Below are 14,843 nucleotides of genomic sequence, written 5' to 3'. Positions count from 1 at the left end.
TCAGGAGTAAAGGACGCCTCGTTGAATTTGTCGATTTGCTTCTAACATAACACTTCCCGCGAATAACGCGGATAAGACTACGATACTCATGAAGAGGTTTTCCAGCGGCATTGTGAGGCCCATGGCGGAGTACGTTACTATGGCACCACCCCATGCTACCGACATAGACGATATTTGAACGACAGCCATCGAGATAATTACTATTGTTCCGATTATAGACAGAAGTAGAGGGGCCGTGATTGTCTGTGAAGGGGTTCTGGCATCGACTTTTGGGCCTAATTGGTTGAGGAGGACTCCAACCAACTTTTCATTGAATCGGGAGATGCTCCGTGGATGTGGTAGCACATCTGCAACCGCAGGGATCAAGTGCTCGGTCAGCCTGAAGAAGAGCAGCCAGAGACCAGAAGCGATGACGCCATCCATCGCTACTCCATGGGCTGTCTGAATAAACCGAGTGATCGATTCAATGAGCTGCATAATAGGATATTACACATTCCTACCTAAATAGATACGGTGCGATCGATTTATTCCGTCGAATAAGTGTGTACCCAAGCATCGTGGGCACAGTATTGACTTACCACAGCATCGCGATTCCGAAGCCGATCGAGAGAATCAGTCACAGTTGATTCCAGAAGGCTCGTTTCGGAGACGATCTCCGAATACGTTAGCGGACCCTCGTACTCGAGAATTTTGTAAACGAGCTTTGCGCCCGGAAGGAGATCGGTTATCACCGACGGGAGTTGTTCAGTCATTGGACCCACCTTGCTCGAAGTCGATCGCGACGCCGTCTGGCTCGTGGATCTCCATGTCCAGACGGATGGCATCCGACCGGCAGATCAACGCCTCGCGGCCATCGACTCGCTCGGTGATCGTGATCATGTCGTCGAACGGCCGGAACTCTTCGTGGTTCGACGGAACTGCCGGGCCCGTGATCTCGACCCAGCCCCGCGGGATCTCATGGGCCATGGCGATCGAGATGACGAGGACGCCGTCGTGGATCTCGTTGCCCAGCTGCTCGAAGTGGTCGCGTGCCTCCAGGAGCGTCTCGATCGACGGTGGGCCGGAGATCATCGCGACGTCGTCATGCTCGAGGGCGTTTCGCCAGAGTTCGTGGTTGTCTTCGAAGACGCTCACGCTTTCTCACCTCGAACTGCACCACGGACTGTTCGCGAGTCGACCTTCGAGCAGTCGAAACAGAGCGTGTTGTGAGGGTGATCGTGGCCTCGGTTGATCGCGTAGAGTTCGCGATCGACGTCCTCGGGGTCGAACGTCCGTCCGCAGTACGTGACGCCGATGAGACTCTCAACGCAGTAGCCGTTATGGCCGTTGTCGAGGTTGACCACGTAGCCGGTCGTCACGAGTCATCACCCCCTTCGGTTCGCGTAGAGTTCTCAGACTGTGAGACGGGGCGATTAGTCCCTAGATCAACTGATCGCAGAGCGTTATATCCAGCGACTACTGTGCAAGCATTAGTTATTTCCAATAATATGGAGTACGCTTTACCGGCCCCAATCAACAGAAATTTCGCTTTCACCCCACACCCAGGGGCCGGAAACGTGTTGCATGACTAGCTATCCCTTAAATAGGGATGCTGGCGCGTTTCCCAATCATGGTGGTTGATCGGGCTGCAGAAGTCACTCATCATTCTCGCTCCGGAGTCGGAGTTGCTGGACGCGGTCGTTCGCCAGTCCGATCACTTCCTCTCGCGGATCGTCGACTCTCGAGAGGTTCGATTCGATCTTTTCACGGGGTTTCCATCGGTTGTTGATCCCGACCCCACGTACGACCATCGTCGTCCGTGATCTGGAACAGGTTCCCGTTCCCACGAGCGGCTTCGAACGCTCGATAGATCTCCTCAAGGCCGTATCCGGCTCGATTGAGTGTGCCGACCACCGACGGTTTGCTCGCAGGTCGATGGCGATGTGGTCGAGTTGCTTCTCCTCGCTGATCGACCCAACTTTGCCCCAGAATCGCTCATCGTAGAGCGACTCGATCGCACGGTGGCACGACGGGCAGAGGTCAACGAGGTTGGTGTCGGCGTCAGATCCTTCGAACCGCTTCGGGACGATGTGGTGTCGCTCGAGGATGTCCGGGTTCCCGCGACTGCAGATGTAACAGTCGTCTCGATCGATCCGATGGTTTTCGGCGCTTCTACACCGCCAGTATACGGTACAGACTGCCCACTATAGGGGGTTCTTACGTGGTCATGTGAAGAATTTGATGAGTGCCCGGGGAGGGCTCCGAACCCTCGATCTCCGCATGTCCCAGGTTCGAGGCTCGGCAGAGTCCTCGAGGGACACGGAGGCTTCCAAGGCGAAACCGCACCGAATCTCTGAACCCTATGAGTGCGGCGCTATGTCCAGCTAAGCCACCCGGGCTCGGTTACGAGTAGTGGGGTGCATTTCTTTAAGCTTTGTATTCGAGGCCGCCGTGCAACGTCGACCCACGGATTTATCATACGGTGTTACGAACGGCAGGACATGAGCGTTCCCGGCATCGTCACCGCGACTCTCGATGGCGAGGAGATTGCGGCGCGAGTCTCTCTCGGCAGCGACGACGAGCTCTTCATTACGCCCTCACGGACCATCGTCTACCGCGCCGACGGCCTCCTGAGCGACGAATCGGCTGACGAATACCCCCACGACGCCGACCGACTGACGCTCTCCGAAGGTCGGCGCAAGACGAAGTTCACGCTCGAGTACGCACTCGACGGGGAACGAACCTTTACGATTCCCTCGAGTGCGACCGACGACGTGCTCCATCCCGTCCTCGCCGGCGTGTTAAACGGTAACGGAATCACTGATCCCGGCGAGACGGTCGTCAAGACCTATCGGTTCAGCGAGCTGACCCTAATCATCACGAGCGATCGACTGGTCAAGCACATCGGCGGTGCGGTCTGGGACGGCGACTACGAGGAGTACCACTTCGACGACGTGACCAAGCTGGCCTTCGAGGACGGCAGCGTCGCCACCCAGATCGTCCTCACCGTCGACGGACGCCCCCAGCGGATCAAAGCGCCGAACGAGCAGGCGAACGATCTCCGGGAACGGCTCCAGCGAGCCCTCTTCGAGTACCACGACGTCGGCTCGCTCGAAGAACTCAACGAGACGGTCGGCGAGGACGAAGACGACGACACCGACGCCGGTCGTGGGGCGTCCGTCGACTTCGGCGGCGGCGTCGACCCGCTCGATGCCAACCCGCCCGAACCGGACGATCACGATGCGAGCGCTGAGAGGGCTCGCGACGCGACCGATTCGGGAGCCGCGGATCCGCTCACTGGCGGCGAAACGAACGGCGTTGCGACCGCCGAATCCGGACGACAGTCGGGTGGGAGCGACGGCGGACAGCCCACGTCGCAGGCGTCGGCACCGGCGAACCGCGACCGTGACGACTCGGTGGGAACCGCGGAGACCGGCTCCCTCTTCGAGGCGGACGACGATATCGACGCGGTAGCCGGTGTCGACGATCCCACGGCGCAAGCTGCCGCTGACGCCGCCGAGGCCACAGCCGAGACCGACCCCGAACTCCTCGAGCGCCTCGACGCGCTCGAGGTGGCCGTCGAGCGCCAGAGCGAGGTCATCGAGAAACAGGGAGAGATGATCGAGCAGCTGATCGCGGAACTCCGGCAGGGCCGCTAATCGTCGCGTCCAGTCACTTTTCGAATACAGGAGGAGCCGAAGGGGCCGAGTTCGCCCGCCTCGAGATCGATGAAGTAGCCGGTCGAGAGCCCGGAGCCACAGCGTTGACAGGTGAACTCGCCTTCTTTCGTGATCACGTCCTGCTCGAAGCGGACGTACTGACGGCTCTTCGGGCGGACGATCCCGTCGTCGCGTTCGATGAGACCGCGGAGCTCGGCACGGTCGAGGATCGTCCGCATCACCGTCGGATCGCTCGTAACCGTCTCGATCCGATCGATCACCGCGGCCAGCGGGAGCGATTCGTGCTCGAGCCGAGCGAGCAACGCCAGCCCGAGTTCGACGCGGTCGTCGCTGGTCTCGCGGTCCGTATCGACGCCGGAACCGTCGTCGTACTCGGTTCGTTCGGTCCGGTCCCCGTCGCGATCCATCTGTCTGTGCTGTCGTCTCGGAGCGAATAAACGTTGTTCCTCTCGAAGTCGAACGGCACGATTCCGGAGTAGAAGAACGACGCCGACCGTTCCCAGGGTCTGGGAATCCACAGGTCGTTGATACCGTTGCTCCACGGAAATCCGAGCGAGGCAATCACACGGCCGGAACGCACTCCGGCGAACACAGACCAATGAGTCAGACGATCGTCGATACGGCTGACGAGGGATCGATCCGGAACGGAGAGCGCGAGATCGCTCCTGAGCGACGGGGATCCGAGTGTCCGGAATGCGCGGGCTCGATCCAGCACGACGAGGAACACGGCGAACGGACGTGTGGGGAGTGTGGCCTCGTCCTCGAGGCGGACGAGATCGATTACGGTCCCGAGTGGCGGGCGTTCGACGATACCACCGACCGACGACGGGTCGGTGCGCCGGTGACGCCGCTTCGACACGACAAGGGCCTGAGTACGACCATCGGCTGGGAGAATCGGGACGCCTACGGCAACCATCTCTCGGAGCGAAAGCGCGAACAGCTTCGCCGGTTGCGGACGTGGAACGAGCGATTCACCGCGAAAAGCGCACAGGAGCGCAACCTCAAACAGGCCTTCGGCGAGCTCGAACGCATGGCGTCGGCGCTCGGCCTGCCGAAGCCGTGTCGCGAAACGGCCGGCGTCCTGTATCGCCGAGCCGTCGAGGACGGACTGCTCCCCGGCCGCTCGATCGAGGCGATGACGACCGCGTGTCTGTACGCCGCCGCCCGGCAACACGGCACGCCGCGGACGTTGGTCGCGTTCGCCTCGGTGAGTCGCGTCGAGAAGCTCCCCGTTCAGCGGGCGTATCGCTATCTCTCAGAAGAACTGGGCCTGCAGATCGAACCCGCCGATCCGATCCATTACCTCCCGCAGTACGCCTCCGAACTCGAGATCAGCGACGACGCCGAACGGCTCGCTCGAGAGATTCTCGAGGCGGCCATGGAGCGGGACCTCCATAGCGGTCGAAGCCCGGCCGGGCTGGCGGCTGCAGCGATCTACGGCGCAGCGCGGCTGACGAACGAACGGGTCACACAGGAGACCATCGGCGACGAGACCGGCGTCAGTTCGGTCACCGTCCGAAACCGATACCAGGAACTGCTGGCGGCCTACGAGGAGACTCGAGACCGACGATGAGCCGACGCGAACTCGAGCGGGAGCTACTCGAGGTGCTCGCCGATGGCGCTCCGCGCTACGTCGTTGATCTCGCCGCGGCGGTCGACGAGCATCCGGTAACGGTCGAACACGCGTGCGACCGCCTCCGCGATGACGGAGACATTCGTTCGATCGGCTGTGGCCGATACAATATCACCGTGGCCGGCCGTCGACGGCTCGCTACTGCCGTGCAACCGGCACCCAGCGGATCGGATGGCCGGACGGAAACGAAAGGCCGACCGTAAAACGATTGGAAACGATTGGATTGGAGCTATTTTGGGGAACGGAGCTATGTCGGGGCGTCCTATCGCTCGAGGAATCAGCCCTCGTAGCCCGCGTACTCCATGAGGTTCGCGAAGATGTCGGTATCCATCACGTCGCGGTAGACGATGGCGTTGACCATCCCGCCGGGGTAGGAGTTCCCGTTCATCGCGTGGTTGACCTTGTGGCAGTGCATGAGGTAGATGCCGGGGTCGGCATTGGCCTTGAACTCGACCGTGTATCGTTCCGCGGGAGCAATGTTGATGACGTCCTGTTCGTACTGGGCCACGTCGGGAATCTGACCGCCGTCTTTTTCGACGAGTCGGAACCGGTGGTTGTGGGTGTGCATCGGGTGGGACATGTAGCCCGCGTTGACCATGTGGAGGCGAACGGTGTCGCCGTGGTCGACGATGATCGGCGAGCCGTCTTCGGGGTGAAGCGTTCGCGGGAGGCTCTTTCCGTTGATCGTGAACACGTCCGGATTGCGATTGCGGGGACTGTAGTCGACGTCCTCGCCGGCCATCTGTCGGTTCACGCGGGAGTCCCACTCTTTGAGGGTGAAGAAGTACTCCTTGTCCGCGGGCTCGTACCCCTTCGGGTCGACGCGGAAGATGCCGTACATCCCCATATCGATGTGGCGGTGGGTCTGGTAGTGGCAGTGATAGAGGTGCGTCCCCGGAACGTTCGCAGGGATGGTGTACGTGTGTTTCTCACCGGCGTTGACCGTGACACCCGTCGTCGTCGGGACGCCGTCGTTCTCCCACGTCTTCTGCGAGCCGTGGAAGTGCAGCGTGTGTGGCATGTTGGCGTCGGAGTTGTCCAGCGTCACCTCGATGTCGTTGCCTTCGGTCGTCCGGAGGATCGGCCCCGGAACGCTCGGCTTCCCGTCGTCGGCCTGGAACGCCCAGACGCTCGGGAGCTCTATCGGACCGCCCATCGAATCCATCGGATGGACGGCGTGTCGGGACGTCACCGACCGTAGAGTGACGCTGTCGCCCTGCTCGTCGACCTGCACGACCTCCGGGGAACTCGTCCACGGGAGATCGGATCCGGAGTCACTCGAGGACTCCTCGGACGAATTCGACAGCTCCGAATCCTGTGTAGTCCCCTGACCCATACAGCCCGCCATGCCAGTTAGCGCTGCCACACCGCCAGTCGCAGCAACGAATTCGCGTCGCGATAGCCCCAGTCCGGGTGCACCAATACGATCACTCATAACAACTCATCCTACGAAGTATCGATGTATAACGGGTCGAGCTAGTTCTTACGGATCGGGAAGTCTCGAGAACATGTTCACCGTTACTATTTAAACGAATCCGCGGCGGACCGCCGATACCCACGCCTGGCGGGTATCAGTCCGGAAGCGAGGAACACCACCCGAATCTCGTCGTCCGCGCTCGCAATCGGTCGGTTACTCGGTCCAGACCGTCTTTCGGTTGACGAACTCGAGCATCCCCTCCCGGGCGAGTTCGCGGCCGTAGCCCGACTCCTTGACGCCGCCGAACGGGACGCGCGGATCGGATTTGACGAGCTGATTGATGTAGACGCAGCCGGCGTCGATCTCGCGGGCGAGGCGTTGACCGCGTGCGCGGTCAGTCGTCCAGACGCTCGCGCCGAGACCGAGCTCCGTGTCGTTGGCCTTCGCGAGGAGTCCGTCCGCGTCGTCGATCTCGTAGACGGCGGCGACGGGGCCGAACGTCTCCTCGCTGTCGGCCGGACACCCCTCCGGGACGTCGGCGAGCACCGTCGGCGGATAGAACGCGCCGTCGCGGTCCATCGGCTCGCCGCCGGTGAGCACTCGAGCACCGGCCTCGACGCTCGCTTCGACCTGTTCGTGGAGGGTTTCCATGAGGTCTTCGCGGGCCTGCGGGCCGACGTCCGTGTCCACGTCCATCGGGTCTCCGACAGTGAGCGATTCGACCTCGGCGACGAACCGCTCGAGGAACTCGTCGTAGACGTCGGTATGAACGAGAAACCGCTTTCCGGCGATACACGATTGCCCGCCGTTCTGGTTGCGCGCCCACGCGCCCGTCTCGGCCGCGTCCTCGATGTCGGCATCGTCGAGGACGACAAATGGGTCGCTCCCGCCCAGTTCGAGGACGGACTTCTTGAGTTGGTCGCCGGCCGTCGAGGCGACCGCGCGACCCGCCGGACCGCTGCCGGTGACGGTCGCGGCTTTGACGCGCTCGTCCTCGATAATGTCATCGACCAGGTCGGACGGAATCAGCAACGACTGGAAGACGTCCTCGGGGTAGCCGGCCTCGCGGAACACGTCCTCGATGGCCTGCGCACAGCCGGGAACGTTCGAGGCGTGTTTGAGCAGCCCGACGTTCCCCGAGGTGAGGTGCGGAGCCGCGAATCGGAAGACCTGCCAGAACGGGAAGTTCCACGGCATCACCGCCAGGATGGGGCCGAGCGGATCGTAGACGGTTTCGACGTCCGATCCCGGCGGACTCGGATGGGAGTCCGCCTCGAGATAGGCGCTCCCGTGTTGGGCGTAGTGGTCACAGACCCAGGCACACTTCTCAATCTCGGCGAGCGCCTGCGAGATCGGTTTGCCCATCTCGCGGGTCATCGTTTCCGCGTACTCGCGTTCGTTCTCGCGGAGGACATCGCCCGCGGCTGCGAGCAGTTCCTCGCGCTCTCGAATCGGACGTTCGCGCCATTCCTCGTACGCCGCCGTCGATCGCTCGAGGGCGTCCTGAACGTCGGACGCGTCGTGCTCCTCGACCGTTTCCGCTCGCTCGCCGGTCGCCGGATTGATCACCTGCATACGCATGAGTGTGTATGGCGAAGACGATTAGTGGTTACGCCGGTCGGGCCGAGACGTCCGAGCGGAAACGATCGGCAGTCGCTCTCGAACAGCATCGAGTCAGTACCAATCGCCCCGAACGAGTTCATCCGAAAGTACAACTGGGAGAATCATCACAGTTCGATCATGCCAGCGATCACGTCGGTAGACGAACTCGAGGCGACGCCACACGCCGAAGTATTCGAGGAACGGACACCGCGAACGGTGCGATTACGCCTCGAGGCGGACGATCGCGTACCTGCGCATCGCCATCCGGAGTCGAACGTGATTCTTCACCTGCTCGAGGGGGAGATCGAACTCACGCTCGACGACGAGGTCTATCCCCTCGAATCGGGAGATATCGCCCAGTTCGACGGCGATCAGGATATCTCCCCGCACGCGATCGATGATAGTACGGCGCTGCTCGTCTTCGCGCCGAAAATTGACTCGTAACGAGCGCTCCGGTTCCCGCTCGGTCGAACGGTGCTGGACCGCTCACCCGACCGTCGTCGCGATTCCCTTCGTCTGCCGGTAATCGCTGGCCAGTAGCGCCTCGAGTCGCGCGACGATCGCCTCGCGATCGCCGTCGACCCACTCCACAGGATCCTTGATCGGGACGACCATGAAACCGCGACCGCGGATCTCGGCGGCGTGGAGCGCTCCCATCTCGAGGTCGAACCGTCGTCGCTGGGTCGTGTACTCCCGGAGGACGCGGTCGGTCGCCCGGGCTCCGACCGGCAGGAGGATATGGGCGTTGATCGCGCGGAGTTCGGCGTCGAAGAAGCGCTCGAGGTCGGCATACTCCTCGGCGGTCGGTGGCTCCCCGTCCGGCAGGCTACACATGTGGACGTAGCTCAGAAAGCAGTTCTCGAGGACGGGTTCGTCACGGGGTCCGCTCGCGAAGCCGACCTCGCGGAGGACGTCCTGGACCGCGAGCCCGCTCTCGGTTTCGGTGAACGGGACGCCGGTGGATTCGCCCCCGTGGATGCCGGGGTAGTCACCGATCACGTGAAAATCGGCGTTGGCGTCACCGTAGCCGAAGACGGCTGTTCGATCACCGGGGTCGGAACGGTCGAACGGCGGTCGGAGTCCGAACGGGTTGCTCGTCCTGTCGGTGACGTTTCGCACGACCGGGAGAACGTCGTCAGCGGCAAAAACCCCAGCGGTCGCGGCGGACCGATCCGGAAGTCGTCCGGCTTTCGCACCCGCTATCGAGCCGGGAGCGCCGCTCAGTCGGATGGCGGTGGGTTTATACTCCATTCGCGTGTTTCGTGTCGTACATGTATCAGGTGGGGCACTACGGCGGTGCGCTCGCGGCGTACGCGCCGCTTGGCACCGTCGTTACGATGGGTGGATACGGCGAGATCGCGATCGTCGGCGGCCTCGTCTGTGTCGCCCTGTCGACGCTGCCGGACTACGACCACCGGCTCCCGTTGATCGAACACCGCGGCCCGACCCACACGGTTCTATTCGCGCTCCTCGTCGGAGCCGGGCTCGCAGCTCTGACCGCCGCTCTCATCGACGCTTCCTCCGCGTTCGTCGACGCCGGGGTCGTGAGCTTCGCGTTCCTCGTCGGCGTCATCTCGATCGGTTCTCATCTCCTCGCGGACGCGCTGACGCCAATGGGGATCCGTCCGCTCTGGCCGGTCTCGCGCCGTCGATACTCCCTCTCGGTGACGACCGCTGCGAACCCGATCGCCAACTACGGACTGCTCGGACTGGGCGTCGTCGCCGTTCTCGCAGGAATCGGAATCGTCGTCGTCTTCGGCTGATTCATCCCTCGCAACGCGACTCCAACGCTACGGTGAGAGTGTGTCTGACGTCTCGCTCGAGGCGGATCCCCGTCGCGTAAGCACGATTCCGGCGACGAACGTCGCCAGTAGCGCGACGGCAGCGGCGAGATACGGAATCTCGACGGCGGGGTTCGCCGCCTGTCGACCGAAGAAGAGAACGACAACCACGATCGGCGGTGCCGCGAGCAGGGAGGTTACGGCCCGTCCCGTAAATCGCCGGCGACCGATCAGCGCGGCGACGATGGCCGCGCCGAGCAGCGTGAGAGCCACGGCGTACTGGATCAGTTGCATCGTCGGCGAGTAGCTCGAAATCTCGGCGCCGACGACCGGGCTGAGGGCGACATGTGCGGGCAGTGCAACGATTCCGAGCGCGAGCGCGCCGGTGACGTGCGTTCCCGTCAGTCGCGGTGCCCAGACGAGGACGGTGGCGATCAGAAAGAGTGTGAAGATGGTGACGGCCGTCCAGAAGTGCAAGGAGAGGATGTCCATCGTGTACTGCTGGACGGTTTCGCGGCCGAGCGCGACCTGAATCGGCGTCAGGACCATTCCGGCCACGACCAGTCCGGTGACCCGCCGGTCGACATTGGGGAGTCGCCACGCTGCGAGCGCGGAGCCGACGATCGCGAACCCGGCGAACATCGAAACGAAGCGGTGGAACCACTCGTAGAAACTCGGCATGCTCCCCGGGAGCAGGTTGTACGGCCCGGCGTCACACCGGGGCCAGTTGGCCTCGCAGGCCAGCCCCGAACCGGTCGCCTTCGCCGCGACGCCCAGCAGAATCGTCGCCGCGACCAGCGCGAGCGTTGCGGTCAGCAGGTGCGGATAGCTGAACCGATCGATCAACGACCGAAGTCTCGAGTCGGGCGCGTGATTGTCGTACGACACGGGCGTTCTGTCGAGGGTTAGGACGGCCCGTACTTAGGTTGACCGAGTCGTCCGATTCGACGGGGATCGGGCGTTCGTCGACGACGGCTGAGCGACCGGCTTCGGCTCGAGGTGTGCTCGCTCGCTTCGAATGCTCACGCCGACCGACGGCCCGGTGTTCGCCGCATTCAAGAACCGTCCCTGCCAGCACCCGACATGGACAAACGCGAGCGACTCGAGGCCTTCCTCGAGTCCAACGGGCTCGATTCGGTCTGGTTCGCCCGGCCGAACTCGTTTGCGTGGCTCACTGGCGGAAACAACGTTATCGACCGCGAGGGAGACACCGGCGTCGCCGCCGTCGGCTACGACGGTGACGAGATCACGATTGTAGCGAACAACATCGAAGCCGAGCGCATCGTCGCCGAGGAGCTGCCCGACTTCGACCGAAACGAGGTCACAGTCGAGCAGTTCCCCTGGTACGCGTCGTCGCTGGCCGAAGCCATCACCGAGCGCGTCGGGGACGAACGGGCTGCGATCGACATCGAAGTTCCCGGACTCGAGCGCGTCGATCCGACCGCGCTGCGGCAGCCGCTGACCGAGCGCGACCGGGAGCGATACCGCGAGCTCGGCGGGCAGACGGCGTCCGCCGTCGAATCGGTCTGCAGGGAACTCCGGCGTGAGGATACGGAACACGAGGTCGCGTCGGCCTTGCGAGTCGCCCTCTCGGCCCGTGACATCGAGGCTCCCGTCGTCCTCGTGGGCGGCTCGGAGCGGGTCCAGCAGTACCGACACTACACGCCGACCGACGCCGAACTCGGCGAGTACGCGCTCGTCTCAGTCACCGCCGAACAGGCCGGCCTCCACGCGAGCTGTACGCGGACCGTCGCCTTCGATCCCCCGTCGTGGCTCGCAGAGCGCCACGAGGCCGCCGCTCGCGTGGAGACGACGGCGCTGGCCGCAACACAAGCAGCAGCTGGGAGCCGCGGCAGTACCGGCAATGCCGACGGCGACGGCACCGCTGGTGACGTCTTCGGTGCCATTCAGGAGGCCTACGACGCGGTTGGCTACGACGGCGAGTGGGAGCACCACCATCAGGGCGGGGCCGCCGGCTTTGCCGGTCGCGAGTGGATCGCTACGCCGAGCCACGACGCGCCGGTCGAAGCACCGATGGCCTACGCGTGGAATCCGACGGTTCAGGGCGCGAAAAGCGAGGATACCGCACTGGTCACCGACGAGGAAATCGAGACGCTGACGGCGACGGGTCGCTGGCCGACGACGACCGTCTCCGCGGTCGATCGTGACTTCGAACTCGAGCGGCCGGACGTACTCGAACTCGAGGGGTAGCACTGCGGAAACGGACGGCAAACAGGCGCGGGCTATTCGTCGGTCCCGCGGCTGTCGGAGTCACCGTTCTCGCCGGTATCGTCGCTCTCGCTGCTCTCGTGGCTCTCGCCGTTGTCGCCCTCGTCGGATTCGGTATCGACGGTGTCGATCTGCATGTCGTCCTCGAACTCGATAACGTCGGCGTCCGGGTCGGTATCGGGATCTGCATCCATCGCTGAATCGTCGTCGCTCGTCGGTGCCGTGTCGTCGACGGTGATCTTCACCGGTTCGACGTGCTCCTCGAGCTCGGCTCGAGCGTCGCGATCGCCCTCGCGGTCGAGGACGCGATCGAGCGTGAAGATGGTGTTCAGCTCCTGTTGCACCTGATCGACGACGCCGCCGACGAGTTCGCTGGGCTGGATCGCGGTGTACTCGTAGGGATTGTTCCCGGCCCCCTCGCTGGCGCGTTTCTCGCGCGAGACGCGGTCTTCCTCGTGGAGTTCCGCGAGCGCCTCGCGGACCGTGCTGGGATAGAGACCGGTCCCCTTCGCGACCTCTTCGGAGGTACTTCCGGGATTCGCCAGCAGGTAGACGTAGATCTTCGCGCGGGTTTCCGTGTCCAGGATCCACGAGAGCAGGTCGACGATCCGCTGGTCGAGCTCCTCGACGGCCGGGTTTCGGCCGGCCTCGCGCTCGACGAAGTCGTCCGGTCCCTCGAGCGATTCGTCTCCGTCGTCGGTATCGACCGGATGCTCGTCTGTGTCGTCGGAACTCATGTGGGTTCTCGTACAGGATGAGGCCTCGAGCGGAGTTAAACCTTTGTGGGGCTAACTCGACAGTGTTCAGGAACGGTCGACGGAGTGGGCGTGAAGGTTTCGACGTATTGTCACACGGCATTCGCGTTGGTCTGGAACCAGCTTTCCTGAACACGACCGGCGAGTTCGACCTCCCACGTAAGCCGAATTCTGTCTACCGCTTGTTGACAGTATACAGCCGAAAATCAACGTCGTATCGCGTATTCTACCACGGATTTATTTCTCTCCACAGAATGGTAGTAACTATTTATTATAACACTGTGAATATAATTGTTCTAATTCGGAAGTATTATTACCTGATTCCAAATCTTCATATTGAAGGATATGGCTGGATTATTTCGCTCGGCATGGCAACAATACCGGTCAGTTCCAATCGTTTATCGAATCGGAGCAGCGTTCGTTCTCGGTGCTCTCGTTGGACTGATAGCCGGTCAGCCGGCAACGTCACTGCAGCCGGTCGGAGATCTGTTCGTCCGATTACTCGAGATGATCATCGTCCCCATCATCATCTTCACACTGCTGATGGCGACGCGAGAACTCTCCCCGAAAAACTTGGGGAGGGTCGGCGGGCAGGTCGTGCTCCTGTATATCGTCACGACGGTCGTTGCGATCGCGATGGGACTCGGTGTGAGCAATCTCATCGATCCCGGTACGGGGATGACCATCGAGGAGACGGACGTCCAGACCGAACAGACACCGTCGTTCGTGGACCAGGTATTCAATATCGTCCCCGAGAATCCGTTCGCTGCGATAGCTGAGGGGAACATCCTTGCGATCATCTTTTTCACGCTCATCTTCGGCCTCGGGATGACGATGGTGCGAGCGGAAGTCGAACCGGACTCGGCGGTCCGGAACGGCATCGACACCATCTTTGACATCGTCGATGCCGGAGCAGAGGTCATGTTCAAAATCGTCTGGGGAATTATGGAGTTCGGCGTCCTCGGTGTGTTCGCGCTCATGGCAGCGTTGTTCGGAGAAGTCGGCGTGCAAGCGATTCGGGCGTACTTCTCTCTCTCCATGACTCTCGTGATCGCTGTCGGCCTCCAGATTACCCTCGTCTATCTCCTCCTGCTCATCCGAGGGGCAGTCGGCGCGTCACCGCTGGACTTCCTGCGTGGTATCAAAGAGGCGCTCATCACGGCACTCAGTATCCGCTCGTCTACCGCGACGCTTCCCGTCTCGATGTCGGACGCCGACGAGAACCTCCGCGTCGAAGAGCGCGTGTACGGCTTCTCACTCCCGCTTGGCGCGACGATCAATATGGACGGAACGTCGATGTACCTCGGCATTGTCGCCGTCTTCGCCGCGAACATGGTCGGCGTCTCCCTGACGCTGGCCGAACAGTTCGCCATCCTGCTTACCGCACTCCTCGCGAGTATCGGCACTGCGGGCGTCCCCAGTGCGAGCCTCGTCATGATGACTGCGGTGTTGACGCAGGTGGGACTCCCGCTCGAGGTCATCGGGATGATCGCGGGTATCGATCCGCTGCTCGACCGCCTTCGGACGATGAACAACATCGCGGGCGACCTTGCAGTGACCACGGTCGTCGCGAAGTGGAACGACGCGATCGATCTCACGAACGGCGTCTGGGCCGACGCACCGGCCGAGTTCGGTGACGAGTCCGTGAGTGCGACGGACGACTGAACGAGACCGCGACGGACGACTCTCCCGTGGTATCCGAATCGAGACGAACCGATCGGTGATCGTGCACGCGAACTCACGATCGGCGCTACGAAAGGTATCTGC

Annotated in this window: 17 protein-coding genes and 1 tRNA gene; 7 read left to right on the top strand and 11 right to left on the bottom strand. The window is 62.6% G+C overall.

Going from position 1 to position 14,843, the window contains the following annotated elements; translation table 11 throughout:
- The 5 genes from HYG81_RS19220 to HYG81_RS19195 form a co-directional block, all read right to left on the bottom strand.
- Complete coding sequence (locus tag HYG81_RS19220) at nt 1-477, bottom strand: hypothetical protein (RefSeq protein WP_180841330.1); 477 nt, start codon at nt 475-477, stop codon at nt 1-3.
- A 267-nt stretch (nt 478-744) separates the two neighbouring features.
- The gene (locus HYG81_RS19215; RefSeq protein ID WP_180841329.1) at nt 745-1,134 is read right to left on the bottom strand and encodes a hypothetical protein; all 390 of its coding nucleotides are present in this window, start codon (nt 1,132-1,134) and stop codon (nt 745-747) included.
- A complete protein-coding gene (locus tag HYG81_RS19210) occupies nt 1,131-1,358 on the bottom strand; it encodes a hypothetical protein (protein WP_180841328.1) in 228 nt (75 codons plus the stop codon). Before HYG81_RS19210 ends, HYG81_RS19215 begins: the two co-directional genes overlap by 4 nt.
- 276 nt (nt 1,359-1,634) lie before the next feature.
- Nucleotides 1,635-1,790 (bottom strand): hypothetical protein, encoded by a 156-nt coding sequence (locus HYG81_RS19205; RefSeq protein WP_226375990.1) that lies wholly within the window; start codon nt 1,788-1,790, stop codon nt 1,635-1,637.
- Nucleotides 1,791-2,225: 435 nt separating this feature from the next.
- Nucleotides 2,226-2,378: transfer RNA gene (locus tag HYG81_RS19195), tRNA-Met, on the bottom strand.
- Nucleotides 2,379-2,480: 102 nt separating this feature from the next.
- On the opposite strand from HYG81_RS19195, the gene HYG81_RS19190 reads away from it, so the two are divergent.
- The gene (locus HYG81_RS19190) at nt 2,481-3,638 is read left to right on the top strand and encodes a DUF7115 domain-containing protein (protein WP_180841327.1); all 1,158 of its coding nucleotides are present in this window, start codon (nt 2,481-2,483) and stop codon (nt 3,636-3,638) included.
- Here HYG81_RS19190 and HYG81_RS19185 read toward each other — a convergent pair.
- On the bottom strand, nt 3,635-4,066 hold the full coding sequence (locus HYG81_RS19185; protein WP_180841326.1) for a DUF5830 family protein: 432 nt from the start codon (nt 4,064-4,066) through the stop codon (nt 3,635-3,637). The genes HYG81_RS19190 and HYG81_RS19185 overlap by 4 nt on opposite strands.
- Nucleotides 4,067-4,257: 191 nt before the next feature.
- Between HYG81_RS19185 and HYG81_RS19180 the strand changes: the two genes are divergently transcribed.
- Both HYG81_RS19180 and HYG81_RS19175 read left to right on the top strand, forming a co-directional pair.
- A complete protein-coding gene (locus HYG81_RS19180; protein ID WP_180841325.1) occupies nt 4,258-5,232 on the top strand; it encodes a transcription initiation factor IIB in 975 nt (324 codons plus the stop codon).
- Nucleotides 5,229-5,495, top strand: coding sequence for a MarR family transcriptional regulator (locus tag HYG81_RS19175; protein ID WP_180841324.1), 267 nt, complete (start codon nt 5,229-5,231; stop codon nt 5,493-5,495). The genes HYG81_RS19180 and HYG81_RS19175 overlap by 4 nt, the downstream gene beginning before the upstream one ends.
- Nucleotides 5,496-5,569: 74 nt before the next feature.
- On the opposite strand, the gene HYG81_RS19170 is transcribed toward HYG81_RS19175, so the two are convergent.
- Entirely contained in the window at nt 5,570-6,727 is a 1,158-nt protein-coding gene (locus HYG81_RS19170) for a multicopper oxidase domain-containing protein (protein WP_180841323.1), read from the bottom strand.
- 195 nt (nt 6,728-6,922) lie between these two features.
- Nucleotides 6,923-8,284: an NAD-dependent succinate-semialdehyde dehydrogenase gene (locus HYG81_RS19165; protein WP_180841322.1), complete on the bottom strand. Its 1,362-nt coding sequence runs from the start codon at nt 8,282-8,284 to the stop codon at nt 6,923-6,925.
- Nucleotides 8,285-8,449: 165 nt separating this feature from the next.
- Here HYG81_RS19165 and HYG81_RS19160 point away from each other — a divergent pair, with 165 nt between their 5' ends.
- Nucleotides 8,450-8,755 carry a cupin domain-containing protein gene (locus HYG81_RS19160; protein WP_180841321.1) on the top strand — a complete coding sequence of 102 codons (306 nt, stop codon included), beginning with the start codon at nt 8,450-8,452 and terminating at the stop codon, nt 8,753-8,755.
- A 42-nt stretch (nt 8,756-8,797) separates the two neighbouring features.
- On the opposite strand, the gene HYG81_RS19155 is transcribed toward HYG81_RS19160, so the two are convergent.
- Complete coding sequence (locus HYG81_RS19155) at nt 8,798-9,430, bottom strand: uracil-DNA glycosylase family protein (protein ID WP_226376057.1); 633 nt, start codon at nt 9,428-9,430, stop codon at nt 8,798-8,800.
- A gap of 152 nt (nt 9,431-9,582) precedes the next feature.
- On the opposite strand from HYG81_RS19155, the gene HYG81_RS19150 reads away from it, so the two are divergent.
- The gene (locus tag HYG81_RS19150; protein WP_180841319.1) at nt 9,583-10,074 is read left to right on the top strand and encodes a metal-dependent hydrolase; all 492 of its coding nucleotides are present in this window, start codon (nt 9,583-9,585) and stop codon (nt 10,072-10,074) included.
- 27 nt (nt 10,075-10,101) lie between these two features.
- Here the strand turns inward: HYG81_RS19150 and HYG81_RS19145 are convergent, their stop codons facing one another.
- Entirely contained in the window at nt 10,102-10,980 is an 879-nt protein-coding gene (locus HYG81_RS19145; RefSeq protein WP_180841318.1) for a COX15/CtaA family protein, read from the bottom strand.
- A 195-nt stretch (nt 10,981-11,175) separates the two neighbouring features.
- Here HYG81_RS19145 and HYG81_RS19140 point away from each other — a divergent pair, with 195 nt between their 5' ends.
- Nucleotides 11,176-12,303, top strand: coding sequence for a M24 family metallopeptidase (locus tag HYG81_RS19140; RefSeq protein ID WP_180841317.1), 1,128 nt, complete (start codon nt 11,176-11,178; stop codon nt 12,301-12,303).
- 32 nt (nt 12,304-12,335) lie between these two features.
- Here HYG81_RS19140 and HYG81_RS19135 read toward each other — a convergent pair whose 3' ends face one another.
- Entirely contained in the window at nt 12,336-13,058 is a 723-nt protein-coding gene (locus HYG81_RS19135; RefSeq protein ID WP_180841316.1) for a helix-turn-helix domain-containing protein, read from the bottom strand.
- A gap of 363 nt (nt 13,059-13,421) precedes the next feature.
- Here HYG81_RS19135 and HYG81_RS19130 point away from each other — a divergent pair, with 363 nt between their 5' ends.
- Nucleotides 13,422-14,741: a dicarboxylate/amino acid:cation symporter gene (locus HYG81_RS19130; RefSeq protein WP_180841315.1), complete on the top strand. Its 1,320-nt coding sequence runs from the start codon at nt 13,422-13,424 to the stop codon at nt 14,739-14,741.
- The last annotated feature ends 102 nt before the right edge of the window (nt 14,742-14,843 follow it).

It is taken from the genome of Natrinema zhouii, assembly GCF_013456555.2.
Lineage (GTDB): Archaea > Halobacteriota > Halobacteria > Halobacteriales > Natrialbaceae > Natrinema > Natrinema zhouii.
This window is presented reverse-complemented; position numbering and strand designations above follow the sequence as displayed.